This window comes from Sphaerisporangium sp. NPDC049002 (assembly GCF_040649355.1).
GTDB lineage: Bacteria > Actinomycetota > Actinomycetes > Streptosporangiales > Streptosporangiaceae > Sphaerisporangium.
Genome location: NZ_JBEZFH010000094.1, coordinates 1 through 26,068, shown reverse-complemented (window position 1 = coordinate 26,068; position 26,068 = coordinate 1). Strand labels below are relative to the sequence as shown.

The 26,068-nt window shown below is 66.6% G+C and carries 27 protein-coding genes, 1 tRNA gene and 1 pseudogene; 17 read left to right on the top strand and 12 right to left on the bottom strand.

The genetic code is table 11. The annotated features are described in order from the left end of the window. Positions 1–355: 355 nt before the first annotated feature. Complete coding sequence (locus tag AB0B89_RS19820) at positions 356–1,024, top strand: class I SAM-dependent methyltransferase (protein ID WP_358554529.1); 669 nt, start codon at positions 356–358, stop codon at positions 1,022–1,024. 269 nt (positions 1,025–1,293) lie between these two features. Beyond that, entirely contained in the window at positions 1,294–1,446 is a 153-nt protein-coding gene (locus AB0B89_RS19815) for a hypothetical protein (RefSeq protein WP_358554526.1), read from the top strand. 42 nt (positions 1,447–1,488) lie between these two features. Here AB0B89_RS19815 and AB0B89_RS19810 read toward each other — a convergent pair whose 3' ends face one another. The 3 genes from AB0B89_RS19810 to AB0B89_RS19800 all read right to left on the bottom strand — a co-directional run bounded on the left by AB0B89_RS19810 (position 1,489) and on the right by AB0B89_RS19800 (position 4,852). After that, entirely contained in the window at positions 1,489–2,475 is a 987-nt protein-coding gene (locus tag AB0B89_RS19810) for an NAD(P)-dependent alcohol dehydrogenase (protein WP_358554523.1), read from the bottom strand. Positions 2,476–3,065: 590 nt separating this feature from the next. Further along, positions 3,066–3,722 carry a response regulator transcription factor gene (locus tag AB0B89_RS19805; RefSeq protein WP_358554521.1) on the bottom strand — a complete coding sequence of 219 codons (657 nt, stop codon included), beginning with the start codon at positions 3,720–3,722 and terminating at the stop codon, positions 3,066–3,068. After that, on the bottom strand, positions 3,719–4,852 hold the full coding sequence (locus AB0B89_RS19800; RefSeq protein ID WP_358554518.1) for a histidine kinase: 1,134 nt from the start codon (positions 4,850–4,852) through the stop codon (positions 3,719–3,721). The genes AB0B89_RS19805 and AB0B89_RS19800 overlap by 4 nt, the downstream gene beginning before the upstream one ends. Before the next feature lie 787 nt (positions 4,853–5,639). Between AB0B89_RS19800 and AB0B89_RS19795 the strand changes: the two genes are divergently transcribed. Next, positions 5,640–5,969 carry a hypothetical protein gene (locus tag AB0B89_RS19795; protein WP_358554515.1) on the top strand — a complete coding sequence of 110 codons (330 nt, stop codon included), beginning with the start codon at positions 5,640–5,642 and terminating at the stop codon, positions 5,967–5,969. Between the two features lie 111 nt (positions 5,970–6,080). On the opposite strand, the gene AB0B89_RS19790 is transcribed toward AB0B89_RS19795, so the two are convergent. Then, a complete protein-coding gene (locus AB0B89_RS19790; protein ID WP_358554512.1) occupies positions 6,081–6,389 on the bottom strand; it encodes a hypothetical protein in 309 nt (102 codons plus the stop codon). A 716-nt stretch (positions 6,390–7,105) separates the two neighbouring features. On the opposite strand from AB0B89_RS19790, the pseudogene AB0B89_RS19785 reads away from it, so the two are divergent. The 5 genes and pseudogenes from AB0B89_RS19785 to AB0B89_RS19765 form a co-directional block, all read left to right on the top strand. Further along, positions 7,106–7,882, top strand: a pseudogene (locus AB0B89_RS19785) (IS256 family transposase); the annotation flags it as partial. Between the two features lie 49 nt (positions 7,883–7,931). Next, a complete protein-coding gene (locus tag AB0B89_RS19780; RefSeq protein ID WP_358554509.1) occupies positions 7,932–10,019 on the top strand; it encodes an ISAzo13 family transposase in 2,088 nt (695 codons plus the stop codon). A gap of 507 nt (positions 10,020–10,526) precedes the next feature. Next, positions 10,527–10,793 carry a hypothetical protein gene (locus AB0B89_RS19775; protein ID WP_358554506.1) on the top strand — a complete coding sequence of 89 codons (267 nt, stop codon included), beginning with the start codon at positions 10,527–10,529 and terminating at the stop codon, positions 10,791–10,793. Between the two features lie 281 nt (positions 10,794–11,074). Continuing rightward, positions 11,075–11,455 (top strand): hypothetical protein, encoded by a 381-nt coding sequence (locus tag AB0B89_RS19770; protein ID WP_358554504.1) that lies wholly within the window; start codon positions 11,075–11,077, stop codon positions 11,453–11,455. 392 nt (positions 11,456–11,847) lie between these two features. Next, on the top strand, positions 11,848–12,153 hold the full coding sequence (locus tag AB0B89_RS19765) for a tyrosine-type recombinase/integrase (RefSeq protein ID WP_358554501.1): 306 nt from the start codon (positions 11,848–11,850) through the stop codon (positions 12,151–12,153). Between the two features lie 52 nt (positions 12,154–12,205). Here the strand turns inward: AB0B89_RS19765 and AB0B89_RS19760 are convergent. The 4 genes from AB0B89_RS19760 to AB0B89_RS19745 all read right to left on the bottom strand — a co-directional run bounded on the left by AB0B89_RS19760 (position 12,206) and on the right by AB0B89_RS19745 (position 13,922). Beyond that, a tRNA-Ala gene (locus AB0B89_RS19760) sits at positions 12,206–12,278 on the bottom strand. Positions 12,279–12,293: 15 nt separating this feature from the next. Further along, positions 12,294–13,019 carry an HAD family hydrolase gene (locus AB0B89_RS19755; protein ID WP_358554498.1) on the bottom strand — a complete coding sequence of 242 codons (726 nt, stop codon included), beginning with the start codon at positions 13,017–13,019 and terminating at the stop codon, positions 12,294–12,296. A gap of 60 nt (positions 13,020–13,079) precedes the next feature. Beyond that, on the bottom strand, positions 13,080–13,199 hold the full coding sequence (locus AB0B89_RS19750; RefSeq protein WP_211264163.1) for a DLW-39 family protein: 120 nt from the start codon (positions 13,197–13,199) through the stop codon (positions 13,080–13,082). Between the two features lie 288 nt (positions 13,200–13,487). Next, positions 13,488–13,922, bottom strand: a complete 435-nt coding sequence (locus AB0B89_RS19745; RefSeq protein WP_358554494.1) for a hypothetical protein — start codon at positions 13,920–13,922, stop codon at positions 13,488–13,490. Positions 13,923–14,002: 80 nt separating this feature from the next. On the opposite strand from AB0B89_RS19745, the gene AB0B89_RS19740 reads away from it, so the two are divergent. Further along, positions 14,003–14,980, top strand: a complete 978-nt coding sequence (locus AB0B89_RS19740) for a YafY family protein (protein WP_358554491.1) — start codon at positions 14,003–14,005, stop codon at positions 14,978–14,980. A 203-nt stretch (positions 14,981–15,183) separates the two neighbouring features. Beyond that, entirely contained in the window at positions 15,184–15,552 is a 369-nt protein-coding gene (locus AB0B89_RS19735) for a hypothetical protein (protein WP_358554488.1), read from the top strand. A gap of 281 nt (positions 15,553–15,833) precedes the next feature. On the opposite strand, the gene AB0B89_RS19730 is transcribed toward AB0B89_RS19735, so the two are convergent. Further along, entirely contained in the window at positions 15,834–16,133 is a 300-nt protein-coding gene (locus tag AB0B89_RS19730) for a DUF3224 domain-containing protein (RefSeq protein WP_358554485.1), read from the bottom strand. Between the two features lie 177 nt (positions 16,134–16,310). Between AB0B89_RS19730 and AB0B89_RS19725 the strand changes: the two genes are divergently transcribed. After that, the gene (locus AB0B89_RS19725; RefSeq protein WP_358554482.1) at positions 16,311–17,141 is read left to right on the top strand and encodes an MBL fold metallo-hydrolase; all 831 of its coding nucleotides are present in this window, start codon (positions 16,311–16,313) and stop codon (positions 17,139–17,141) included. Between the two features lie 11 nt (positions 17,142–17,152). After that, positions 17,153–18,064 carry a DUF72 domain-containing protein gene (locus AB0B89_RS19720; RefSeq protein WP_358554479.1) on the top strand — a complete coding sequence of 304 codons (912 nt, stop codon included), beginning with the start codon at positions 17,153–17,155 and terminating at the stop codon, positions 18,062–18,064. Positions 18,065–18,068: 4 nt separating this feature from the next. Here AB0B89_RS19720 and AB0B89_RS19715 read toward each other — a convergent pair whose 3' ends face one another. The 3 genes from AB0B89_RS19715 to AB0B89_RS19705 form a co-directional block, all read right to left on the bottom strand. Then, positions 18,069–18,848: an arylamine N-acetyltransferase gene (locus tag AB0B89_RS19715; protein WP_358554477.1), complete on the bottom strand. Its 780-nt coding sequence runs from the start codon at positions 18,846–18,848 to the stop codon at positions 18,069–18,071. 102 nt (positions 18,849–18,950) lie between these two features. Further along, positions 18,951–19,595, bottom strand: coding sequence for a class F sortase (locus AB0B89_RS19710; protein ID WP_358554474.1), 645 nt, complete (start codon positions 19,593–19,595; stop codon positions 18,951–18,953). A gap of 1 nt (position 19,596) precedes the next feature. Beyond that, the gene (locus AB0B89_RS19705) at positions 19,597–19,986 is read right to left on the bottom strand and encodes a hypothetical protein (protein WP_358554471.1); all 390 of its coding nucleotides are present in this window, start codon (positions 19,984–19,986) and stop codon (positions 19,597–19,599) included. A gap of 186 nt (positions 19,987–20,172) precedes the next feature. Between AB0B89_RS19705 and AB0B89_RS19700 the strand changes: the two genes are divergently transcribed. From AB0B89_RS19700 to AB0B89_RS19680, 5 genes are all read left to right on the top strand, one after another. Continuing rightward, positions 20,173–20,856 (top strand): response regulator transcription factor, encoded by a 684-nt coding sequence (locus tag AB0B89_RS19700; RefSeq protein ID WP_358554468.1) that lies wholly within the window; start codon positions 20,173–20,175, stop codon positions 20,854–20,856. Next, positions 20,853–22,298 carry a HAMP domain-containing sensor histidine kinase gene (locus AB0B89_RS19695; protein WP_358554465.1) on the top strand — a complete coding sequence of 482 codons (1,446 nt, stop codon included), beginning with the start codon at positions 20,853–20,855 and terminating at the stop codon, positions 22,296–22,298. Before AB0B89_RS19700 ends, AB0B89_RS19695 begins: the two co-directional genes overlap by 4 nt. Further along, positions 22,295–22,813, top strand: coding sequence for a hypothetical protein (locus AB0B89_RS19690; RefSeq protein WP_358554462.1), 519 nt, complete (start codon positions 22,295–22,297; stop codon positions 22,811–22,813). Before AB0B89_RS19695 ends, AB0B89_RS19690 begins: the two co-directional genes overlap by 4 nt. A gap of 85 nt (positions 22,814–22,898) precedes the next feature. After that, positions 22,899–24,326 (top strand): hypothetical protein, encoded by a 1,428-nt coding sequence (locus AB0B89_RS19685; RefSeq protein ID WP_358554459.1) that lies wholly within the window; start codon positions 22,899–22,901, stop codon positions 24,324–24,326. 638 nt (positions 24,327–24,964) lie between these two features. Further along, positions 24,965–25,825 carry an aminoglycoside phosphotransferase family protein gene (locus AB0B89_RS19680; RefSeq protein WP_358554456.1) on the top strand — a complete coding sequence of 287 codons (861 nt, stop codon included), beginning with the start codon at positions 24,965–24,967 and terminating at the stop codon, positions 25,823–25,825. Positions 25,826–26,068: the final 243 nt, after the last annotated feature.

The window sequence follows — 26,068 nt, the reverse complement described above, 5'->3', positions numbered from 1 at the left end:
CATCGTCACTGTCTCGATCGTCCTGTCTAGCTCTGTTTCACATCATGAGGACTCATTCGTCCTATGTCTCACAAGAGTCTGACAGAGAGGGCTCCGGTCACAAGAATCGTCATTGGGCTCCTCCGCTCGTTCGGACTTCGGAGCAAAGGGTAGGGAGCGTTACGGCCGGTCTCTGGCCCGAATCGCGGTCGGCTCGGCCGCCGACGAGCAAGCCCGCGGACGCCGGCACCATCTGGCATGCGCCTCGGGTCAGAGCGTTGGAAGTGGTGTGATGGTCCATGACACGCCGTACGGTCGTGCCGACGAAACAGGCGATAGCGACTGCGGCGCCGTGGGCGCACTACAGTGTTCCGCCATGACCGAACCGGCCTTCCTGAGCACAACCCGGGCGTTCTACGACGCGGTGGCCGAAGACTACGCCGATCGATTCCAGGACGATCTCCAGCACAACCCGCTCGACCGGGCCATGCTCGCCGGCTTCGCCGAACTCGTGCGGGCCGACGACGCGGGGCCGGTCGCCGACATCGGCTGCGGCCCCGGCCGCGTGGCGGCGCACCTGCACGCTCTGGGGCTGTCCGTGTTCGGCATCGACCTGTCACCTCGGATGATCGCGCTCGCCCGGCGGGAGCATCCGGGCCTGCGGTTCGACGAGGGTTCGATGCTCGCCCTGGACCTTCCGGACGGCACCCTCGGCGGAATCGTGGCCTGGTACTCGATCATTCACACCCCGCTGGAACGGCTGCCAGAGGTGTTCGCCGAGTTCAACCGGGTGCTGGTCCCGGGCGGCCACCTACTGCTCGCCTTCCAGGTCGGCGACGAGCCTCTGCACCTGGCGCAGCCGTTCGGCCACCCTGTGTCGCTCGACTTCCAACGACGGCAACCTGACCACGTCGCCGAAGTGTTGCGCCAGGCCAAGCTGGTCCTACACGCCCGGTTGATACGCGAGCCCAATGAGGGTACGGAGACGACGCGCCAGGCCTACCTACTGGCCCAGAAACCGACCGACCGCTTGCCTGAAACATAAAGAATTCAATTCTGTGCCACCGGGTGATCCGGTGAACTCGGCTCCCGTCAGGGATCTACGCGGCCGTGCCGGCCTGATTCCCCACTGCTGGAGCCGGCCACACACGGGCCTCCTGTTGCGACTGCCTCTTTGTTATCTGGCACAGCTGTGCGCCAAGGGAGCGGACGTGGCCGCAGAGACGCAGGACCTGGAGGGTGTCGGTAGATTCGGCTGGGTCACCGATCCCGAGGGCAATCGGATCGAACTGTGGCAGCCAGCCTGACCGTGTCTTGCTCGCGCCCGGCATCAACGACACCGTGCGCGGCAACACCATCGTCTGTGACAACAAGGTCACCGGCGGATGCCTCACCAAGAAAAGGGAGTCGCACCTGACACCCCGTGTCGCCTTGGGCGGGCCCTCGTCGGCTCCGTACCGGCTGTAGGCCGTGGCGCGTCACGTGTGGACGCCTCCGGTGAGGGCGTCGTCAGACGGAGATGACGACCTTGCCGGGAACGTGGCCCTCCTCCAGGTAGCCGACTGCCCTGGGGATTTCTTCGAAGGGGTAGTGACGGTCGATGATCGGGATCACTCGTTTGTCGTTCAGGAATGCGCTCAACGTCTGCAGGTTCTGCTTGGGGCTGGGGCACTTAAGGGCGTCTGCCATCGATATCCGCTGGCCGACGAAGCGGGATACCGCCAGGGCGGAGAGCACATGGCCCATGGGTTGTATCCAGCGACCGGGCGGGCCGCCGACCACCACGTAGGCCCCCTTGGGGCGCAGGGTGCGGCGGGAGGCGGAGACCGTTCGGCTTCCGGCGATGTCCAGGAACAGGTCGTAGCGCTGGATCTCGCGGGTGAAGTCCTGGGTGGTGTAGTCGATGACCTTGGTCGCGCCAAGGGAGTGGACCAGGTCCACGTTCCGGGCGCTGCAGACGCCGGTGACCTCGGTGCCGAGGGCGCGGGCGAGTTGCACGGCGAACGTGCCGACCCCACCGGACGCACCGTTGATGAGAACACGCTGGCCGGGCAGGATATGACCCTCGTCGCGCAGGGCGAGGAGGGCGGTGTTGGCGGCCATGGGAACCGCGGCGGCCTCCTCGTACGAGAGGTTCTCCGGCTTCGGAGCGAGGTCGGATTCGCGGACGCAGACATATTCGGCGAAGCCGCCACCGCTGATGACAGCGAAGACGTCGTCGCCGGGGCGGAATTCCGTGACGTTTCTGCCGATGGATTCGACCTGGCCGGAGATGTCGGCGCCCAGGATGGTGACCTTGGGGGTGCGGAGCGCGAGCCCGCCGGGCATCAGGCGGGCCAGGTACGGCTCGCCGCGCATGTTATGCCAGTCGTACGGATTGACGGAGCTGGCACGTACCCGGACCAGGACCTCGTCGTCGCGAGGAACGGGGACGGGGATTTCGGTAAGCGTCAGGACATCGGGTGGCCCGTACGAGCGTGAGACGAACGCCTTCATCGCCATCTCCTTATGCGAGTCAATGCGGGTGGGGAGGCAGTCAAAGGCTAAGAAACGCGGCCAGACCACCGAATCAGCCGAAAGTACGCCTGATCGCTGGACGATCGGCTCACCTGAATCGGGCCGTTCGTGTGATGAGCGGACATGGGCGAAGAAGCCACGATCGCCTCATGACCGAAAGCAGTGTGAGGGCACCAAGCCCCAGAAGGCACAGCCGGCGGACGGGGACGCCAAAGACCCCGGATGAATGGGCCCCACCGGCTTGATCATTCTCGGTGTTATTCCGGTGGTCGCCGGTGCGCTGCGTTGGGAGAATTGGCAGGTGGTGCGGCGGTCAACCCAGCTAACGCGCGATTCTTCGCGACACCCCTACCTGTGGTGTTGCCTATCTTCGGAGCGTCGCTCTACGGCATTGCGGGCGCCTGCCAGTTCGCGAAGAGGTTCCGTCCTCGGAAGCCGGCTGGCACCGCATGGCAGGACGGATTATCGTTGTCCGCGGATTTGCCGCCGCACTCTCCAGCCTGTGGATGACCGTGTTCTATCCTCGCCCGAATGGCGACGGCGATCTCCTCGTGGGTCATCCGCAGACCCTAGTTTCTGACCCGATGGGTCTCGTACGCCCACATGGCGATTTCCACCCGGTTCCGGGCGCCAAGCTTGGCCATCAGGCTGGCGATATGGGTCTTGACGGTGCTGAGTGAGATGTGAAGTTCGTCAGCGATCTCACTGTTGGTACGCCCCCGGGCCACCGTGACGAGAATCTGCTCCTCACGCTCGGTGAGCGCCTCGATGGGACTGGCCGACGGCGCGGCGGGCCCGGCGTGCGCGAAGGCGGTGAGCAGGCGGGCAGTGACGCTCGGAGCGATGAGGGCGTCACCGGCCGCCGCGGCGTGAACGGCCTGGGAGAGCAACTCGGCGCCGGCGTTCTTCAGCAGGAACCCCCGGGCTCCCGCGCGCAGCGCCGCGTAGACGTACTCGTCGAGGTCGAAGGTGGTGATGACCACGACGGCGAGTGGATCCTCGACGGTGGGCCCGGCGAGCATCCGGGTGGCCTCGATGCCGTTGAGCACGGGCATCCGGATGTCAAAAAGGCACACATCCGGCCGATGCCGCCGGGCGAGTTCGACAGCTCGCCGCCCGTCGGCAGCCTCGCCGACCACCTCGATCCCCGGCTGCGCGTTGAGGATCATCACCAGTCCGGTACGGACGATCTCCTGGTCATCGGCGACCAGCACCCGGATGCTCACCTGGCCACTCCGGTACGCGGCAGCACGGCGGTGACACTCCATCCCCGCTCGGGATTGGGGCCCGCCACACAGGTCCCCCCGAGGAGATCAGCCCGTTCGATCATGCCGGTGATCCCGTAACCGGGTGTCCCCGCGGGGCGAACGGGATCGCCGTCATCGCTCACGTACAGACGGACCGACGTGTCGTCGGCGCTGACCCGAACCAGGACGCGGGTCGCGTGCCGCGCGTGGCGCCGAGCGTTGGTGACCGACTCCTGGGCGAGGCGGTAGATCGCGGCCTCGACGGAAGGGGGGAGGCCGACGGTGTCACCCTCGATCTCCACCTGGACGGACGGGCCGGATTGTCCCGGGCTTACGAGCTGGGAGAGATCAGCGATGCTCCCCCCAGGCGCCAGGTCAGCGGGCGCGTTCCGGCGGAGGACGTGAACCATGGCGCGCATCTCGGCGAGCGCCTGGGCGGCCTCGGCCTCGATCACCTGCAACGCCTCGGTGGCGGCGTCCGGCCGCGACGCCGCCGTCGCCAACCCTGCCTGCGCCCGGATCGCCATCGCCGAGACGTGATGGGCGACGGTGTCATGCAGATCTCGGGCCAGTTGCTCACGTTCGAGCAGCTTGACCTGGTCAAGCTCCCGCGTCCGCGCCCTTGTCCGGTACCGGAGCGCCGCTCCCACGGCGATCACCGAGAACGTGACGGCGAAGGCGGCGGCGGTGTCGGCGGGACCTGGATAGTCCATAACCACGGAGAACGTGGCTTTGACGAGAATGATCGTCAACCCGATGATCGCCTCTCGCCCGGACCCCCACCGGAACAGCGCATAGGGCAGGAGAAGCAGATAAATCATGGTGTTGGACTCGGGCGACTCGCCACCCGCCAGCACCTGGGCCACACCTGACACGCCGAACGCGATCACGACCATCAGCAATGGCTGGGTGCGGCGCCACAACAAGGTGGGTACCAGCCCGACCGCGAGGCTCACCGAAATGACCCGTGAGGGCATGTCAGGCCGCACCACTCCTTCGAGCAGCGCGACCGGCAGTAACACCCCCGCGAGCACCCAGTCTCGCCACACCCGCCGCGGTGCGTTGGGGGAACGGGGCTCGTACCACACGGAGCGAATGAGGCCGTGCACGAATTCATGGTACGAGAGCCCCCGCCATCCACAATCAGCCCAAAGTACGAGACATTTCGCTCACAGGACTGGCAGTCGCCGCGGACGACGTCTGAAAAGTGGATCAACCGCTTCGTTGGACGAGGGTGACGAAGCCCAGGATGCCGCGGTAGCCGTTCAGCCTGCACTGCTTCAAAAGTCGTCGCAGGGGACTTGACCTGCGGATCAACCCGAGACGGCGGCTCAGACAAGATCGGTTCTTGCCAGCGGGGCTGCGGGCTCACCGGCTGATGACTCCGGGCACGCCACTGGTCTGGCACCACCACTTGGCCCGACGCCGGTAGACGTATCCGCGCCGGTCCGCCCTCCCTCGGGTGAGCAGGGAGATCTGGGAGTTGGTGGTACGGTTGGCGAAGGGGTACCCCGACGTGGGATATCGCCGGGTGCACGCTGAGCTGCGTCACCCAGCTGGCGCCGCTGCTGGAGGCCATCCCGCTCGTCCGTGACGGAGCGGCCGGCCTCGTCGGCGCCCCGATGTCGTCCTCAGTGACCGCGGCTACGACCGCGAAGAAGTGCCGACTAAAGCGAGAAACCCAGGCAGGGATAAGCATCCCTGACCTGGGTTTTCTTGTCGGTGGAGCCTAGGAGATTCGAACTCCTGACATCCTGCTTGCAAATCGGCCTGATCTTCAGCCGCAACGGCCTCGACCTGCACAGAGACCAGTCCGTGATTGACCGCTGTTCACCGCCCTTAATGGCACGCTAATGGCACGGCGATCACCCCGGCGACCTGCGGGCGGCGTGGCATGTGCGGCCCGTTCCCTGGTCCGCCCCCGTTGCTCCGCACCACAACCGCGACGGCGGATTCTGGGTCGCGGCCCCTGATCCGCTCGCCGCCGAGCAAGCGCTCACCGGAACACTGCCCGCCGACCAGATCCGAGCGGCGGCGCTCCTCAGCGATGGCGCGTCACGCTTCGTCGATCGCTTCGGACTCGCCACCTGGCGGCAAGTCCTCGACATCCTCGCCCAGGACGGCCCCGCCGAACTCATCCGCCAGGTCCGCCAAGCCGAACGATCCGACCTTCACGGCAAGCGCTGGCCGCGTGGCAAGATCTTGACAACGCCATGGCGGCACTGATGGTCAGTTCTCCTGGGAAATGAAAGAAATGCGGTACCGCCGATCAGCCGCGCAAATTGACGTCTGATTCGACGGTACCGTCTGAGTCTTGTTCAGTTGCATCGGCGATTGCTAGGCGCCGACGAGCTTCCAGTGCCAGGTGTTGCTGGGGTACCGGACGCACTTGTAGCGCGTCGTGTGGGCGGCGGCCCGCATGGAGTATCCGTAATCGTTGTACTGGGACTCGGCGCAGAAGGCGCCGGGCGAGATGCAGTCCCAGTGCTTCTTGTGCTTGTAGTAGTACCTGCCTGAGGGTTGCTTTTGTCCGCACCAGCGAGCCGAGGCTGTGTGCGAATGAGTGTCGGTGGCCGCGAAGGCGGGAGTACCGGCGGTGAACAGCAGACTTGCTGCGGCAAGAGCCGCAATGATCGACTTACGCACGGTGATCACACTAGAGCCCTATGTTCACATTTAGGACACTTTCGGGGTGGGCCAGGCGGTCGCCAGGGCAGCTTGAGAGGAGGTGTGCTGCTGTACGCGTCAAAAAGGGCCACTTCCCGATCTTGGGATGTGGCCTTTGAGCTGGGGTGGAGCCTAGGAGATTCGAACTCCTGACATCCTGCTTGCAGATACGTACGCCGATCTTGCTCGGCCCTAGCCGCCGTAGGCCGGTATCTCGGCCTCGGCCCCCTTCCGCCACTCTCCGTCCTCAACTAAAGCATCGAGGGGACGGCCAAGCTGCCGCGTCGATAACGCGTTTGTCTGACCGCTGGATAGCACCGGAGACCGTCCTCACTCCTGCGTAACAGGGAGCCAGCCGACTCGGAAACCTGCGGATTAAGGAAGACGATTCAATCAAGGTCTACGGCTCTCACCTGGGCGTACGGCGTCCGTCATGGTTCGCCGGAATCCGTAGTCATCCGTGCTCTTGGCTGTACCGGTGGCTGTACAGCCAAGCTGCCGAACTAGCAGGTTGGAGGATGTCCATGCGAGATCATGTGAGCTACGCACCGCTACGGAGGAACCAGGAGCAATCGTCGGTTGCGTCCACGGAGGTGGTGTACGAGTTTCCGCTGGTAGTCAGCGTGGCGTCGTGAAATGAGGACGGCCATCGCGTGATCCTTCGAGTGCGAAGATCAAGATCGAAGGAGAACAGGATGGCCGTCAACGACAGTGTGGATCCTGCGAGCTGGCTGGCGAAGCAGATCGAGTCCGGGGATCGGGATCTGTTGCGATCCATGGTGAAGACCATGGCCGAGTCGTTGATGTCGGCCGAGGCCGACGGGGTGTGCGGTGCCGAGTACGGGCAGCGCAGCGGGGAGCGGACCAACCGGCGTAACGGCTACCGCACTCGCGAGTGGGACACCCGCGCCGGCACCGTGGAGTTGGCCATCCCCAAACTGCGGCAGGGCTCCTACTTCCCCGATTGGCTGCTGGAACGCCGGCGCCGGGCCGAGCAGGCGCTGATCAGCGTGGTCGCCACTTCCTATCTGCTGGGCGTGTCGACCCGGCGGGTGGACAAACTGGTCGAGCAGCTGGGGATCAAGCACATCTCCAAAAGCCAGGTCTCGGAGATGGCCAAAGTGCTGGACGGCCAGGTGGAGGCGTTCCGCAGCCGGCCGCTGGACGCCGGCCCGTACTGCTTTGTGTGGCTGGACGCCCTGACCCAGAAGGTCCGCGAGGGCGGCCGGACCATCAACGTGCACGTGCTGGTGGCCACCGCGGTCAACAGCAACGGCAACCGCGAGATCCTCGGTCTGGAGGTCACCTCGGCCGAGGACGGCGCCGAGTGGCTGACCTTCCTGCGTGGCCTGGTGGCCCGCGGACTATCGGGCGTGCAACTGGTGATCTCTGATGCCCACACCGGTCTGGTGTCCGCGGTGGCTGCTGCCCTGCCCGGCGCGTGCTGGCAGCGATGCCGGACGCACTGGAGCCGTCAAGAAATAAGGCGTTGCTTTCCGATCTTTGATTCGTTGGGAGGATATGCCCATCCCGAGCGAGGTCCGCGAGCAACTCTCGGTGAAGTTCGACGTGCTGCTGCCTCATCTGAACGAACGACAGCGGCGGTTGCTGCTGGCGACCGAAGCCCGGCTGCTCGGTCACGGCGGGGTGCGGACTGTCGCCCAGGTGGCCGGTGTCAGCGAGACCACCGTCCGCAACGGCGTGTTCGAACTTGAGGCTGGCGACAATCCACTCCCATACGGTCGAGTCAGGAAGCCAGGAGGAGGACGAAGGGCTGCTGAGGATCAAGATCTGCAGCTGGTTCCGGCGCTACTGGCTTTGGTAGAGCCAGACGAGCGCGGGGATCCGATGTCGCCGCTGCGCTGGACCACCAAGTCGCTGCGGAACCTGGCCGAGGCACTGGCCCGGCAAGGGCATCCGGTCTCCGCCCCGACGGTGGGCAGGCTGTTGAAGGAGCAAGGCTTCAGCCTGCAGGCCAACACCAAGACGCTGGAGGGCAAGCAGCATCCCGACCGAGATGCCCAGTTCGGCTATGTCAACGAGCAGGTCAAGGAGCACCAGGCCGCCGGGCAGCCGGTGATCAGCGTCGATACCAAGAAGAAGGAGCAGCTTGGGCAGATGCCCAATGCCGGGCGGCAGTGGCGCCCCAAGGGCGACCCGGTTCAGGTCGAAGACCACAGCTTCTTCTTCTCCGGCCCGGATGTCCCGCATGCCATCCCCTATGGCATCTACGACCTGTCCGCCGATCGGGGCTGGGTGAACGTCGGGGTGGACCACGACACCTCGGCGTTCGCGGTGGCCTCGATCCGCCGCTGGTGGCACTCCCGCGGCCGAGCAGACTATGCGGACGCCTCCCGGTTACTGATCACAGCAGACTGCGGCGGCTCCAACAGCTACCGCTACCGGGCCTGGAAGGCCGAACTTGCCGACTTCGCCGCCGAGACGGGGTTGACCATCACGGTCTGCCACTTCCCGCCGGGCACCTCCAAATGGAACAAAATTGAGCATCGATTGTTCTCCCACATCACGATGAACTGGCGGGGCAGGCCCCTGACCAGCCACGAAGTCGTCGTGAACAGCATCGCCGCCACCCGCACACGCACCGGGCTGCGCGTCGAGGCCGAACTCGATTCCGGCGCCTACCCGCTGGGCGTGTCGGTCAGCACTGAGCGCATGAACGCACTGCCGATCAGGTCCCACGCCCAGCGCGGAATGTGGAACTACACCATCGGCCCGGCCGCAGACCACAAGACTGCTGTCATCCAAGCCAGTGACCGCGACCAGATCCGGGCCTGCGCCCTGCGCACCCTGGCCGACCCTCGCCTGACCGGCATGAGCCGCCAAGCATTGGGTGAGCTGGCCACCTCCCTGGCCCCGGCGCAGGCGGCCCGTGCCGAACAACGCTACTTCCAGCAGCGCGGCGGCCCGCGCCGCCAAGCCAAGGGCAATCACGGCCGACCCCTGCTCAGCGACGCCGACAAGGTCTTGCTCACCGTCGTCTACCAGCGGCAGATCTGCTCTCAGCGGGTCTTGTCCGAGATGATCGAAGTCAACACCTACTCCATCGGCATGGCGATCGCTGAGACCGCCAAGCTCCTGGCCGAGCATAAGCACACGACCAACCCCACCGTCCTACGCTTCACCAGCGTGGCCGCCCTTCGGGCCTTTCTGGACAGCGACACCATGCCGGCCCGGCCGAACCGGCTGGACGCCCTCGGCGATCCGGCTCTGACCGGCATAAGTCGACCTGAGCTGGAACGGCTGATCAAGCGGTTGTCGAAGCGCCAGGCCGCCGAGGCTGAGCGGCGCAAGCATCGCCAGCGCGGCGGAGATCGACAGCAGACAGCCCGCGGTGGTGTCTTCAACGAGAAGATCACCGACGCCGAGCGTGTCCTCGCGGTCATTCTCGGCCTACGCAAGGTCTGCAGCTGGGATGTGGTGGCGGAATTGTTTCAGGTGAGCAGACGCACCATCGGCAACGCCAGAGCATGGGTCCGCCCGCTGCTGGAGCAGGAAGGCCACCTTCCCGACCGAGCACCTACCCGCTATCGCAGCGCGGCCGATCTCCTCGCTACAGCACCAGAGCACCGCGACACGCCGACAGGTTGATTCCTTACGGCTTCTGTGAAACCAGCAGCGCTGCTGGTCTGCAATCGGATTAAAAGCTCGGACGATCATGGTTCCAGACGGTTCAATGCAGGTCAGTGGGCATGCGCGGTCTGCTCTGAACGCCCCTGGATCACCCTGAACTGCAACCCGCGATGCCCGGACGACTGCTCGGCGACCGCTTCCTTATCAAGACGGACACCAGCCCTCGCCACGCAAAGAAGCGCTGACGTTGACGTCGAATCCCTCGCGGGACTCCTCGCGATCCGTACTGGGGAATTTTACGGAAAGGTATATATCCTTCCCCTCGATGGATTTGATGAAGCAACTCAGTTCCCCACCTTGATTATCCGGGGCCGGACTCCAGCCTTCCTTGATTGCGAAGTCTTGATAGAAGGACAGCAAATCGACTCGCGAGCCAGAGTGGCGGTAGGACTGCCATACAGCCACTACTCGGTCGTCAGTTTCGCAAGCAGAATCGCGTTTCCCTTCGGGGGTCGCCGTCGGCGGATGAACATCGAGGATACCGAGCGTGGCCAGAGATGCGGCGAGCTGGTCGTCATCAGCGGTGCAGCCAGAGGTCAGCAGATGTTTGCGGTAGGAGCGATCACAGCTGTGCCGATTCCCAAGCAAGCAACCACGAGCATCGCGACCGTCGAACGCTTCATGATCAGAACCCTAAGTCGCCGCCTGTTGGGGTGTCCAGAAACCTTCACCGGTTCGGAGCACGATGTCGATGAGCTGACGTCTTCCTTATCAGGACCGTTCGCCCCATGATCCGGGGACCGCGGCCTGGCTCGCGACGGTGGCCGACGGGCGTGATCGTGAGCGGTTGTGTAGGGCTGTTGCAGTACGCGTTTGCAGTACCCCGCGCGTCCCCTGGTCCTCTCCCGTCCTCCTCGTAGCTGCCGATCCCCAGGGCGAGGCCGCCGTGTCAAGGGTCAACGAAGTTGATCGCGTAGCGACGCCGAAGGCGCTTGACTCGGCGGCCTCAACCGGGACACTCGACCAGCGAGGAGGACGGGACCCGTGCCATGCTTCCATGCGAGTATGAACACATGGTCGGCACAGAGTGCTCGCATGAAGGACTCGCATTGCTCGTGGGACGCGAAGTGAGTGCGATCTGTTTTGTGCGTGACTACGTGGAGCTGCATTTTGATGGCATGGTCCTGCGAGCACTCGCAGATCCTTTCGGTCTGTATGGATGCTCGGGTTGGCGGTTTCCCAAAGGAAATGAGCCTGTCGTTATGCGCTACTACATCGGCAAGGTGATCGACGAATACGAGCTGGTACCGGACAGGTTCTTTGCGGTGGACTCCGGTGAGCACCGGTTTGCCGTTCCATTGGACTCTGACTCCCGCAAAGGTCCGGAGGCCGCGCATCTCGTGATCCCTGAAAACGCTGCTGAGGGCCGTCAACACGCTTTGTGGATCTGGTAGGCCAGTCGCTACGGGAGTGCGCAGGATGGCGTGCTATGCCGTGTCTGATCGACAAAGGACCCGCATCGCGATCAGTGGTGTGGGTAGCGGGGTCGGCGACGGCGCGCCCTGGGGTGGCGGGTCGCGTTGGTGTGGCGGATGCTCCGGGCGGCGGGCGGCCCGTGTTCCCGCCGCCGGCCGGGACCGGCGCCTACGCCGCACGCCCGGCCGAGCAGGCGGGCGGCGGGCCGTGCGGCGGCGCGGAGCGCCGTCGCCTTGATAACTCACAAGAACAATTCGGCAATGCTCCCGGTGGGGCTTAGAGCAGGTGGGTGCCGTCGTGTGGCGGATGGCCGGCGTGTCGCCGTGGTGTATGGCGTCCAGGACGCGGATGGCGAAGGCTTCGGATGCCAGTGAGCTGGAACAGCAACTTCAATCGGCGATTCTGGGGCAAGGCGCTCGCCGATGCCGGACTACCGAAGATCCACTTTCACGACCTACGCCATACCGGCAACACCCTCGCTGCGAACGCCGGGGCGTCGATCCGGGAGCTGATGGATCGCATGGGCCACTCCAGCACTCGGGCCGCCATGGTCTACCAACACGGCTCGAACGAGCGTCAGCGTCAGGTCGCCGACAAGCTCGACAGCCTCGCCAGAGACCAGCTACAGAAGGCATCGGGCACGCAACGGGCACGGAAGCGAAAAGCGGCCGATTAAAGCGAGAAACCCAGGCAGGGAAAAGCATCCCTGACCTGGGTTTTCTTGTCGGTGGAGCCTAGGAGATTCGAACTCCTGACATCCTGCTTGCAAAGCAGGCGCTCTGCCAACTGAGCTAAGGCCCCGTGCTGGAGGACAGCTTACCGGGAGGAAGTGGCTACCGGTGCCCGGCTCGGTTCGCTGTTGAGGATGAGGCTGGGGAAGTCGGCGATGGAGTCGATTATCTGTGTCGCGCCGCCGCGCATGAGGCGTTCGTGGCTGTGGACGCCGGTCAGCACGCCGGCCACGATCGAGGCGCCGGCGCGGCTCCCGCAGAGCATGTCGCTCTCGGAGTCGCCTGCTACCGCGACGTGACGGACGTCGTCGATGCGGAGCCGGAGCACCGCGGTGAGCACCATGTCGGGCCAGGGACGCCCCCGTCCGGCGTCCTCAGGGCAGAGGGCGAGGTCGATCTTGTCCATCCAGCCGACGGAGCTCAGCACCCGGCCGAGAGTCGCGCGGCTGAAGCCGGTGATCACGCAGATCTTCACCCCGGAGGCCCGTAACTTCTCCAGGGCCTCGACGGTGCCGGGCACGGGGACGAGGCCGGACCGCTCGATCGCGTCCTCGTAGGAGCGCTCGAACGTGAGGTTGGCCGCCTGGGCCTGGGCCTCGTTGCCGGGGAAGATGCCCCGGAAGACTTCGATCTTGGGACAACCCCGGGACCGATGCACGTGCACCATGGCCCGCGCATATGCCCCGGTCCCGGGGACTATGCCCTGCGTCGCGATCGCCTCTGCGAACGCCCGCTCCACCATGGCGATGTCACCGATCGTGGTGCCGGCCAGATCGAGGCAGGCAAGTTTGATGGGTGAGGCGCTGGTCATGCCATCACCTCCGCCTTGATCCGGAACCATTTCACGCACCCGCATCGGCAGCCCAGATGGTCAGTTCTCGCTGCCGGTTGCCTCAGTCCACAGATCAAGCTCGGCGCGGTCAGCCTGCACCTTGCGCCAGACCAGTAGCCCCCCGAGGGCAACGAGCGCGAGAACGAGCAGCTTCTTCACGGTGTAACCCCACTTCTCAACGGTCTCATCAGCCGAGGATGAGACGACGCCGGGTTCGTAACAGATGCTTGCAGCCTAGCAAGGGATCGGCTCCCTCCCCGGGTCGCACGAGAAGCGGTTGTCCACAATCTTCCGATACGGAAGCCTCTTTGCGACATCCGTTACGAGCTTCAGCCCTTCAGGTAAGAGCCGACCAACGGCCTGATCAGGCATTACTCCGTACGGAGATCGGACGGCCCACCTCGGAGGTTTCGTCCGAGAGCGGACATCGGCCCGTACGGGAGCCGGTCAGCCGCCCACCATGCCCTCGGCCGACACGTCGGTGAGATAGGCGGAAAGGCGAGGGATGTCGGGTGCGAGCATGTGGCGTACCCAGGCCGCTCTCTCGTGCTCCAGAGGCGGAAGCTCCCAGACGCAGCCGATCCACGGCTTCGGGAGTTCCTTGAAGTTGGCCGGGTCCGTGTCGTCGCAGCCCAGGAAGGGCATGCCGGCCGCGGCCGTATGGCACTCCAGCACGTTGTCCCACACCCAGGTGTAGGCGTTGAGGTACGCGGCCTCCTTCGCCCGGTGCAGGACGGTGAAGGCGACCGGCGGGGTCTCGTCCAGTTCGGGCAGCAGCCGGGGCAGGAACGCGTAGGCCGCTCGCTGGATCGTCTCCTCGATCTCGGTGTCGAGGGTGCTGACGTGATAGCGCTTGATCTGCCTACCGGCCGTCTCGATCACGGGCGATATACGAAGGTACTTTTCGGTAAAAGCCACTATTGGACCGTAGGCCGCGCATACTGACACGTATTGTCAGCGATATGCGCGCGAGTCGGCTGCTTTCCATCCTTCTCCTCCTCCAGACCCGAGGCCGGCTCACCGCGCGCCAACTGGCCGAGACCCTTGAGGTCTCCGTACGGACCATCTACCGCGACGTCGAGTCCCTGCACGCGGCGGGCGTCCCGCTGTACGGAGACGCGGGCCCGGCGGGGGGCTACCAGTTGCTGAACGGCTACCGCACACGTCTGACCGGGCTGACCCCTGACGAGGCCGAGGCGCTGTTCCTGGCCGGGATGCCCGGGCCGGCGGCCGAGCTCGGGCTCGGTGCGGTGGTGACGGCGGCCCAGCTCAAGCTCCAGGCGGCACTCCCGGCCGAGTTGCGTGACCGGGCGGCCCGCATCCAGGAGCGGTTCCACCTGGACGCGCACGGCTGGTACTACGACGGAGAGCAGTCACCCCATCTCGCCCCGATCGCCGACGCGGTGTGGAACGAGCGCGTGATCCAGGTTTGCTACCGCCGCTGGAAGGAGCCGACGCGGGTCACGCGGATCCTGGAGCCCTACGCCGTCGTGCTCAAGGGCGGGAAGTGGTACCTCGTGGCGCGCGGCGGCGAGCACGTGCGCACGTACCGCGTGCATCAGGTTCTCAGCCTGACCGTGCTGGACCAGACTTTCGAGCGGCCACCGGACTTCGACATCGCCTGCTACTGGCGGTCCTTTCTCGCGGAGTTCCGCGCCCGGCTCTATCAGGGCGAGGCGACCATACGGCTCTCGCCTCCCGGACGGCGGCGTATGGGCGAGCTGATGAGCACCGCCGTGACGCAGGCCGTCGACGCGACCTCAACCGCCCCCGACGAGGACGGCTGGGTGACGGCCGTGGTACCGATCGAGTCCCTTGACCACGCCCAGACCGAGTTCATGAAGCTGGGCGCGCTGGTCGAGGTGCTCAAGCCGTACGAGCTGCGCGAGCGCTTGGAGTCCACCGCGCGCGAGCTCGCGGGGTTGTATCTCAGCTCCTGACCCACGCGTCGGAGCAGATCGGGAGGCGTGGGTGGGTCTCTCCTGAGTGCTACGACACGGCCGCGCTCCCCAGAATGGACACTCAGAGTTGGAGATGATTACTGTGAGTGACGAAGTGAGCACTTCCCGCTCCGGTAGAACGCCTGCCGGAAACCGCCTGGGGGCTCGCCTCGGGTGGACGGGGGACTATCCAAGGAGAACAGATGCAAGCCAGATGGCTTACGACTCTCGCACTGACCGCGGTGGTCAGCAGCGCGGGTGTGGCGGCGGTGGCGGTGCCGGCGTCGTACGCGGACTCCACGCCGGCAGGTCCCGGCGCCGTCGCGGACTTCAGCGGTTACCAGCTCCTCAAACTGCCCAACGCCAACGTCGCCAACTTCGCACGGCGTACGATCCGGTGCCCGAGCGGTAAGAGGGCGATCGGAGGTGGCGCCGAGGCCCAGGGCAACGACGCCATCCTGGTCGGTTCCTTCCCCACCGACGACGCCGGTGGCTGGATCGGCCTCGGCCGCCAGAACAACTTCGCCACGGTCGGGATCAGCGTGTACGTGATCTGCGCCGACGCGAGCTGAGACAGATGACGCGAGCTGAGACAGGTGGAGTATCCGGTCTAGCCGGCGTTTCCGGCCTATTCCGCATCTAGATCGAGCTTGACCGGTTGGCGCGCGCACCGGCGGAGAGTCGCGCGCCGACGGTACGAGGCGGGCTGGACGGCCGGCTCGGGTGGGACTGGCGACCCGACCCGAGCCGGCCGTACTCCATTGGGGGCCCCGTCCGGTCGTACACGGTCAGACGACGGCCGTACGTCCCGGGGGACCCCGGCCGTGGCAATGGTGCCGCAGGGCGTTTGTGGTCAGTCCAGCTCGTAGTCCAGGTGGAAGAAGTGCTCGCCGTCGTCGGGGATGATCTGGCCCCCGCCGCGGATGCCCAGCAGCTCACCGGTTCCGGAGTCGGGCAGGATGGTCCAGCTCAGCGACTGCTCGCCGGCGGAGCCCGTAGCGGTGTGGTGCAGCACGAAGCTCCCTTTCCGCCCGTGGACGCCACCGGTGAAGCGCTCGAACCCCACGTAGGCCGCCGAGCCCTCGACCTCTTCTCCGTCGTCTGATCCCCCGCGCCGCGAGAACATCCCGCCGCGAAGAACATCCGGGGGCACCACGCCTCCCCCTTGTCCACATGCTGTGGATATTGCGCGTTGGCTTCCACTCATACGTGGGCCGGCCGTACGGACCGGAGGAGTGAGCCCCCTGACCAGCTACTATGCCGCCCCCGAGCCGAGGCGATGCCGTCCCGTGTGCTTAACCTGAAATATCAGGAGACGGGGGGGATTGAGATGCCCGACGCAGCAGAAGCGAGTGTCTTCTTCATCGGAAACGCCACAACGCTGATTCGCTCTCATGGCTTCACCCTGCTGACCGATCCGAACTTCCTCCATCGCGGCCAGCGCGCCTATCTCGGATGGGGCATCAGCACCCGCCGTCGCACCAATCCGGCGATCGAGATCAGCCTGCTTCCGGAAGTCGACGCCGTCGTGCTGTCCCACATGCACGGCGACCACTGGGATCGCGTGGCACGCGACGGGCTGGACCCGGACTTGCCGATCATCACCACCCCCCACGCCGCCGAGCGGCTCACGCGCCAGGGGTTCCGCAACGCGATCAGCCTGGAGACCTGGCAGGACCGCAGGCTGCGCCGCGGGGACAACACCCTGACGATCACCGCTCTGCCGGCACGCCACGCGCCGGGGTTCGCCGAGAAGCTGCTGCCACCGGTCATGGGGAGCATGCTGGAGTTCGGCCGTGGCGGCGGCGAGGTGGGCCTTCGCCTCCACATCAGCGGGGACACTCTGCTGGACGAACGCCTCGCGGCGATCCCCAAGCGCTTCCCGGAGATCGACCTCGCGATCGTCCACCTGGGCGGCACCAAGCTGCTCGGGACGCTGCTGGTGACCATGGACGGCACGCAGGGCGCCCACTGGGTGGAGCTGATCAACCCGAGCTACACCCTGCCCGTCCACTACGACGACTACGAGGCGTTCTCCTCGGGGCTGGACGACTTCCGCCACCACGTCAACCGTCTCGGGCTGTCCGGCCGGGTCCGCTACATCACGCGCGGCGAGACCTACCACCTCCTCGGGCGCCGCACGGGGCACGGAGCCCGGTAACGGCCGCCCTCGTGGGGGAGATCCTGGTCGGCACGGCGTCGTGGACGGACAAGACGCTCCTGCGGTCCGGCTGGTATCCGCCGGACGTCACGACGCCCGAGGAGAGGCTGCGGTACTACGCGCGCGTCTTCCCGCTTGTGGAGGTCGATTCGACCTACTACGCGACGCCCGCCGAGGAGACGGCGCGGCTGTGGGCGGAGCGGACACCGCGGGACTTCACCTTCGACGTCAAGGCGTTCTCACTGCTGACCTGTCATCCGACCCGTCCCGCGGCGCTGCCGAAGGACCTGCGGGTCGAGATGGCGCCCGGCAAGAAGAACCTCTACGTAAAGGATCTGGATCCGGCCCTGGTGGACCAGGTGTGGGAGCGCTTCGTGTCCGCGCTGATGCCGCTCTGGAAGGCGGAGAAGTTCGGGGCGGTGCTGTTCCAGTTCCCGCGCTGGTTCCCGATCAGCAAGCGCAACAAGCACTACATCCTGGAGTGCAAGCGACGCTGCGAACCGCTGAGGATCTCGGTCGAGTTCCGCAACAGGACCTGGATGACCGAGGAGAACCAGGCCGAGACCCTCGATTTCCTGCGCTCGTATGCCATCCCGTACGTCTGCCTCGACATGCCACAGGGGTACCCGTGCTCGATCCCTCCGGTCGTCGCGGCCACGTCCGATCTGGAGATCGTGCGGTTCCACGGCCACAGCGACAAGTGGACCAGCCGGGACATCTACGAACGGTTCGGCTACCTCTACTCTCCCGAGGAGCTGAAGGAGTGGACGCCGAAGTTGTGCGAGCTCGCAAGGGAGACCGCCAGCACGCATGTGCTCATGAACAACTGTTACCGCGACTACGCCCAGACCAACGCCCGCCAGCTCGCCGACCTGCTCAGGAACATGCCGTCCTGCCCCGTGCGCCCACCGCCCGCCGAGTGAACGCTCACTCCGGCGCGGCGGGCACGGTGGGCACCCTGTCGAGGGTGATGCCGAAGTACGTGCGGTAGGCGGTGAGGACGTCGGCGTCGCCGTCCAGGACGAACTCCCGGCGCTCTCCGTCGACGGTGTTGATGAGCTTGGCGCCGCTCAGGGTGATCCGCCCGGAGTCGGTCATCAGGGAACACGTCAGCGACCGGGTGAAGTGGGACCGCGGCGAGGTCTGCTGCCACCAGCAGGTCGGGACGAAGTCGCTCAGCTCGTACGGCCGCAGGTCCAGCCGGTACTCGGGCCTGCCGTCCAGGATGACGTCCACGTCCCCGTGCCGGCCGTTCTCGATGATCCGGAACACCCCGTCCGGATCGTGCTGGTCATCCCGCGCCGCCAGGCGCAGCGGGTGCCGGCTGAACTTCCCGAAACCGACGTCGACCAGCCACGGCTCGTCCAGATCGACCCGCAGGGCGAGGTGGTCGAAAGGAGGCCCGGCACGATCACCGTCGAAGACCCGGGCTTGCAGCAGCGTCACCCGGTAGCCGAGCGCGGTGAGCAGCGTGCCGAACGCCCCGTTGAGTTCGTAGCAGAACCCGCCCCTCCGGCGATCGACGATCTTCTCCACGAGCGACCGCTCGTCGAGCACGATCGGTTCGCCCAGGTGGATGCTGAGGTTCTCGAACGGCACCGACAGCAGATGCGCCTGCTGCAACCGCCGCAGCGCCTCGGCGTCGGGGCGATCGGGCCGCGCGGCACCAATCCGGGCCAGATAGGCCCCCACCTCTGAGTCCTTCATGCGGCTCTCCACGTCCAGCGCGCCGTCGCACGTCCCACCGGCCATACTGCCGCAGATCAACTCTTGAAGGCGGCTTTGCCGGCCCCGGGCGGTCTGGGCCGGTCAGGTCAGATAGGCGTAGACGATCACGTTGCCCGTGTAGTGGCCGGTCTGCCGGTTGAAGGTGCCGCCGCACGTCACCAGGCGGAGACCCGCGTGACCGAGCGGGCCGTACACGCGCCGGCTGGGGAACTTGTTCTTGGGAACGAGTTCGACCGACTCCACCACGAACCGGGCCACCGAGCCGTCCGTACGGGTCACGGAGACGGCGTCACCGGCGCGCATGCGCCCGAGGTCGAAGAAGACGCCCTTGCGACCTCCTCCGTCGACGTGGCCGAGGATCACCGCCGCCCCTCGCTCCCCGGGAGAGGCCCCTTTCTCATACCAGCCCGCCCACTCGGGGTGCTCGACCGGCGGGATCCGCACCGTGCCGTCCGGCTTGAGCCCGAGCCTGCCGAGGGACACGTGGACGCCGATCTTCGGTATGTCCAGGCGCCGGGGCTCGGACCGTACGAGAACGGGGTCGGCTGAGACGGGACGGCTTCGGTACGGGCCGGGGGGCGACGGCGCGCCCACCTGTGCGGATACGGGTGGCGGCGCGGGGGGATCTTCCGGGGGCAGCATGACCAATACGGCCCCTGTCAGGATGGCGGCGGCGGCCGTGAGGCCCAGGGCATGACGGCCGCCGACGCGTCGCACTCGGGGCATTTCAGGCTTGATCGTGCGCACGACGGCGCAGCACCAGCACGCCCGTCCCGGCCCCCGCGGCGAGAAGGGCTCCACCGAGCGGGAGCAGGGGGTTCGCGCCGGGGCCACCGCCGGTCTCCGGAGCACCCCTCGGGATTTCCACGACCTGCCGCGGATCCTCCGTACGGGAGCCGGCCACCGGCACGGCACTCGGGCGGGTGACCTGCCTGCTCGGCACGGCACTCGGGCGGGCGGCCTGCCTGCTCGGCACCGGACTCGGGCGGGCGGCCTGCTTGCTCGGCACCGGACTCGGAGTGGCGTGGGGCCTGTCATCGGCCATGGCCGGTCCGGCCACGGTCAGCATGGCGACGCCGAGAGCGGCCGCCATCAGGGCGGTACGGGCGAATCGCATACATCCTCCTCAGCGGTGACGGGTCGGAACAGCTCCACCGACACGCACCGGACACAGACGTCACTGGTCAGGAACGGGCTCGATGCTGGCAGCGGAATGTCCGCTGATCATGACCGGAATGTCATGAGCCTGTAATAGATGTCCCAATTGCGGGTAAGCCGTCGGGCTCCGCCGGATAATTGAGCGGTGGCCAGAGTGATGGTGATCGAGGATGACCCGTCCGTACGGGAGGGCCTTCGCCTCTCACTCGGCCGGCACGGGCACGACGTCGACGTGGCCCGCACCGGCGAGGACGGCCTGAAGCGGCTGTCGCAGGCTCCGGCCGACATCGTCGTGCTCGATCTGATGCTTCCAGGACTCGACGGGTTCGAGGTGTGCCGCCGGATCCGGGCGGGCGGCCCCACGCCCATCGTCATGCTCACAGCCCGCGGCGATGACCTTGATGTGGTGAGCGGGCTGGAGGCGGGGGCCGACGACTACGTCGTCAAGCCGGTCCGCCCGCGCGTGCTGGAAGCGCGGATCCGCGCGGTCCTGCGCCGTGTGGGCCCTGCGGCGTCGGCGGTCACCGTCCAGGAGACCCATGGTGACCTGGTGATCGACCGTGGTTCGCTCACCGTGTCCAAGGCCGGGGTCCCGCTCACGCTGCCGCCCATGGAGTTACGGCTGCTCCTGGAGCTGTCCGCCGCGTACAGCCAGGTGTTCAGCCGCCAGCAGCTGCTGGAGTCGGTCTGGGAGCTCGACTTCCTCGGCGACTCGCGCCTGGTGGACGCGTGCGTGCAGCGGTTGCGCACGAAGATCGAGGACGTCCCGGCCAGGCCTCGTTACGTGCAGACCGTACGCGGGTTCGGGTACCGGTTCGGACCTCTGTGAACCCGGTGTCCCGGCGGCTCCGCCTCCCGATCTCGGTACGGGGCCTGCGCGCCCGCCTGGTGGTCGTCTTCGTCCTCCTCGCCGGGCTCAGCGCGCTCACCGCCGCCGGGCTGATCTACCGTCAGGCGCGCGACCTCATGCTCACGCGTACGGAATGGTCGGTCGTCAACGACTTCCGGCTGCGCGTCGCGACCCTCACCGAGAACATGCAGCACCCGCCCGACCGCGCGGCGCTGCAACAGCTGGCCAACCGGGTGGCGCCGTCGTTCCTGGAGGCGACCGGCGCCGCCGCCTACCGCGACTCGGGGCTGATCGCCTCCCGGGACGACATCGGCGCCGTCACCCCTCAGTTGCGCCGCACCGTCGTCGAGCGGAACCGGCTCTTCTACCAGCGGGTGATCAGCTCCGGCACTCCGTACCTGGTGGTCGGCACGCCGGTGATGCTGGGCAAGAAGGCGGCCCCGTCGGGCGTGGAGGTCTACCTCGTGACGCCGCTCACCAAAGAGGAAGGGGACGAGGCCGCGCTGGTCACCGCGGCACAACAAGGTGTGATCCCCGTTGTGGTACTGGCCGTGGTGCTCGCCCTGGTCGCCGCCCGTGGGGTGCTGCGCCCGGTACGCGATCTCGACCGGGCCGCGCGCAGGCTCGGTGAGGGCGAGCTGGACACGCGCCTGAAGGCGAGCGGCAGCGACGAGCTGGCCAGGCTGGTGAACACCTTCAACGCCACGGCGGCCGCCCTTGAGACCAACGTCTCGGAGCTGCGGGGCATGGAGGTCAAGGCCCGCAGGTTCGTCGCCGACGTGTCCCACGAGTTGCGTACTCCCCTGGCCTCCATCCTGGTGATGGCGGACATGTTCGAAGAGGAGGCCGGTCGCCTCGAAGGTGATCTCGGAAAGGCCGCCCGCCTGATGAACCTGGAGGTCGGGAGGCTGGTGCGGCTCGTCGAGGACCTCATGGAGATCTCACGGTTCGACGCCGGAGCGGCCACGCTGATCCTCAACGACATCGACGCGGCCGACGCCGTCCGCGCCTGCCTGCGCACCCGTGGCTGGACCGATCGGGTCGGCCTGGACCTGCCCCCGGGGATCCGGGTCCGGCTGGACCCGCGCCGCTTCGACGTGATCGTCGCCAACCTCGTGGGAAACGCGCTCGACCACGGGGCTCCTCCGGTGACGGTGCGACTCAGCGATCTGGGAGAGGACATCCTCGTCGAGGTGGAGGACAGCGGCCAGGGACTTGACCCGCGGATCCTCCCCCACGTCTTCGACCGGTTCTACAAGGCCGACGTGGCACGGGTGAGATCCGAGGGCAGCGGGCTCGGCCTGGCCATCGCCCACGAGAACGCGCGCCTGCACGGCGGCGTCATCGAGGTGGCCAACCGGCCCGGCGGCGGAGCCGTTTTCACGCTGTCCCTGCCCCGAGGCGGGGAGGAGGGACCATGACCGGAATGCGCCGCGCACTGGCCGCGATGGCGATGGCACTGGTGGCAGGCTGCGGCATCACTCCGACCGACGTCATGGACGGGGGCGAGCCGGCGATCGGCTTCCGCCCGAGCACCCGGCTCTATTTCGTGTCGGGCTCACATCTGCAGGTCGTGACCCGTCCCATCCCGTGGCCGCCGCTCAAGGAGACGCTCGACCTCCTGCTCGACGGGCCCACCTCCGCGGAGCGTGAACGAGGCATCGTCAGCGAGCTGCAGCCCGTCCACGCGCCGACCAAGGTCACCGCGGGCCAGGCGAAGGTGCGTATCTCGCTGCCCGCCCCCAAGCCGGTGGCCGTGCCGCAGGGCGCCACGCGGTCGATCCTGTGGATCGGGCAGCTCACCTGTACGGCCGCGAGCGCCCTGGCCGCACGTACGGACATCGACCCGGACGCGATCACCGTCGTCATCACGCAGTCCGGCGCCGGCGCCCTCGGCTCCTTCCGCTGCTCCCAGTTCCCGCGCAGCTCGGAGTGACCTGTCCTTCGAGCCACTCGGTCGCCAACCACCGTGTTCACATAATGCGTATCCAGCTATGTGGTGATAGATAGTCTTCGCTGTCGTGGCTCGACGATCATGGGTTCTGTGGGCGGCGGCCTTCGTGACAGCGCTGGGCCCCAGCCTCTGCGACTGGATCGGATCGCTGTTCGGGAATGACAACACTTGGCGCTACGCGTGGACGTCCTGGGACCAGTGTCTGGGCAACCGGATCCACGAGCTGATCGAGTATCCGCAATCCGTGATCACCGATCTGCCGGTCTTCTGGTACGGCGGAGCTCCCCTGATCGTCTTGGCCTTCGCGGGCCGACAGCTGAGCGTCCGGAGCGGACATAGCCTGCTCGGCGGAATCATCGCCCGCTCCGCCGCCGTGGCGCTGCTTCTCCTCCTGCTCCCTGAGCTGCTGCTGATCACATTCGACTTGGCGCTCGGCCCGGAGTGCGCGGACGCGTGGGGACCGCCGGACCTGGTGAACTGGCAGGCAGGCATGGACCTCTACTGCCTGGCGCCCCCGCTCCTGGTGCTGCTCGCCGTACGTTCTCCCCGGCGGGAGTTCGTGCGGCGGGGCCCCCTCGCCCGCACGACGGTAGCCGTCCTGACGGTCACGGCGACACTCCTTCTCGCAGCGAAGTCCGCCCCTCCCCCCAGGGTGAGCAGCGCGTATGAGCTCGACTGCGCAGGATTCGGTGACGTGACGGCCAGGGGACCGAGCCAGGGGGAGAAGGACTTCCTGTGTGACGTCCGCGGCTACTCCCTCGGACACCGGTGGAGTGTCACCGAGTGGAACGAGGTTGCTGACCGAGATGTGCTGGCCCAGGGGCGTCACTTGTGCGGCCTGGCCGTACAGCATGGGGGCGATGTCGGCGCGCGGGCCGTACGGGAGGCGCCGCAGACGTCCTTGACCGGAGTGCTGGCAAGCCTGTGCCCCGAGGTGGCACGGAAGCAGGAGGCGGACGCCCAGCAGGAGAAGGCCGAAAATGACGCCTACGTCGCCAGAAAGGAAAGGGCCTGTGCGGCGCATCCGGCGCACCGGCCGAAGATCGGGCCCGTACGGCAGAAGCGGGCCACCATGTGGACGGAGTTCTGGACCATCGACGGATGGGAGGACGGATACGAGGGCACCGTCCCCGAAATGGTGGAGAACCTGGTCGGAAGCGAGCGGGGAGCCCTGTCGATCTGGGCGGCCGACGAGATCGGGCATGCCTGCGTGACCGTCGAGTCCTACACCAGGCGACCGCCGATGGAGCTCAAGGGCTGGGAGGAGGTGGTCGAAGTCGGCTACGAGAGTCCGAACGGCTCGCTGGAACTCGTCGACGGTGACGGAAAGCGTCTAACCGGTCTCACGTCCGCTGGCCCGGGGTCCTACCGGGTCCGGGTCCACCTGCGGGGCCGCGAGCTCGTCACCCAGGTCGTCGATGCCCCGGCCGGCGCCGTACAACTGCTGATCATGATCTTCCCCGGCAAGGAGAAGAAGCCCACCGTCTACAGATGACCCGCCCGGCCCCGCCACCGGCCGCGCGTTCGAGGGCAGAGAGAGACCGGGCCGTAAGCGAGGGGAGGAAGACCGGGGCCCGTAAGCGAGCGGAGGAAGGCTCTCGCCAATTGAGCGGGAATGAGCGGTCCGAATGTGTACGGGTCTGGGATGCTGCCCGTATGCGGAACTGTTCGCGGACGCAGGTCGTACGATCGCGAGCCGTGTGGGCCGCGGTCGCTCGGCTGGGCCAGGTTCACTGGTTCTTCGGCAACGTCTACTGCAACTGGAACTGCAAATACGGAGGCATTTCCCTTGCGGTCCCGCACGTCTCCCCCACCTCCGACTCCCCGCTGTTTCCCCTTGTTTCCCGTCTCATCGGGCACGCGCCGAGGACGGCGGTACCCTCCTTTAGGACAGTCTCCGGCATTGCGCCGCCCCTCTCCGCAGGGGTACGGCTTGGTGCGCCAGGCCGTAGGCGATCGGGCACGACGCCGGGAGGCTGGATAGCACCGGAGACCGTCCTCACCTGCAAAACAGGGAGTCAGCCGACTCGGAAACCTGCGGTCAAAAGCTCGGCCGATCCAGGCGGCGAGATAGATCCAGGCTGCGACCAGGCATAGAGGGTTCCCTGGGCCATCCCGCAATATCGTTGCGGCATGAACACCCCGGCGACAGAAGTCGACATCGACGACGACCTTGTTGACCGCTTGATTCACACGCAGCACCCGGATCTGGCGGGACCGCTCACCCTCGTTGCCAACGGCTGGGACAACGTCATCTATCGCCTTGGCACGGACCTGTCCGTACGGCTGCCGCGCCGCCAGGTGGCCGTCGACCTCCTTGTCAACGAGCAACGCTGGCTGCCGGTCCTGGCCGAGCACGTCGAAGTCGCGCTGCCCGTACCCCTCAGGGCTGGCGAGCCCGGCGAGGGCTACCCATGGCCGTGGACGATCGCGCCCTGGTTCGAAGGCCGTACGGTCGCCGACGTTCCGCCGTGCGATCGCTCCGGCATCGCCGTCCCGCTGGCCAACTTCATGACAGGCTTCCACCGGCCTGCACCGCCTGATGCACCGCATAACCCCGTCCGTGGCGTCCCGCTCGCCGCCCGCGACGAAGCGGTACGGCAACGCCTGCAGTTCATTTCCCGAACAGCTGAGCTCCTGCCCCTCTGGGAGAGGTTGGCGGCCCTCCGGCCCTGGCAAGGTCCCGCGCTCTGGCTCCACGGCGACCCGCACCCGGGGAACCTCTTGCTCAACGGGGAAGGGCTGGTGGCTGTTCTGGACTTCGGTGATCTCACCAGCGGTGACCCTGCCACCGACCTGGCCGCCGCGTGGCTGGTTTTCGATGAGAACGCCCGTGAGGTATTCCGATCACACATGGACGCCGATGAAGTGACCTGGGAGCGTGCACGGGGCTGGGCCCTTGCCATGGGCACTGCCCTGGCCGCCTACTCGGCCGATAATCCCAGCATGGCGGCTATCGGCAACCACGTCCTTGACCAGGTGCTTATTGCCTAGAGGCGCTGCTCATTGCCCGATAGTGCCCATGGTTGAGGAGTCGGGTGTCTCCCTGTTTCACAGGCGACCACCTATGGATGGCGCCGCGGTCGGGGGCGTCCCGGACGATCACGGGGTGAATGATCGATCCGGCTTCGTGATCTCCGGCATACGGCGGTCTCGCTGCTCACAAGCTCGGCGTGGCTTCTCGGGACGCGATGGAGATCCTCGGCCACAGCCGGATCTCGGTCACGAGGGAGATCT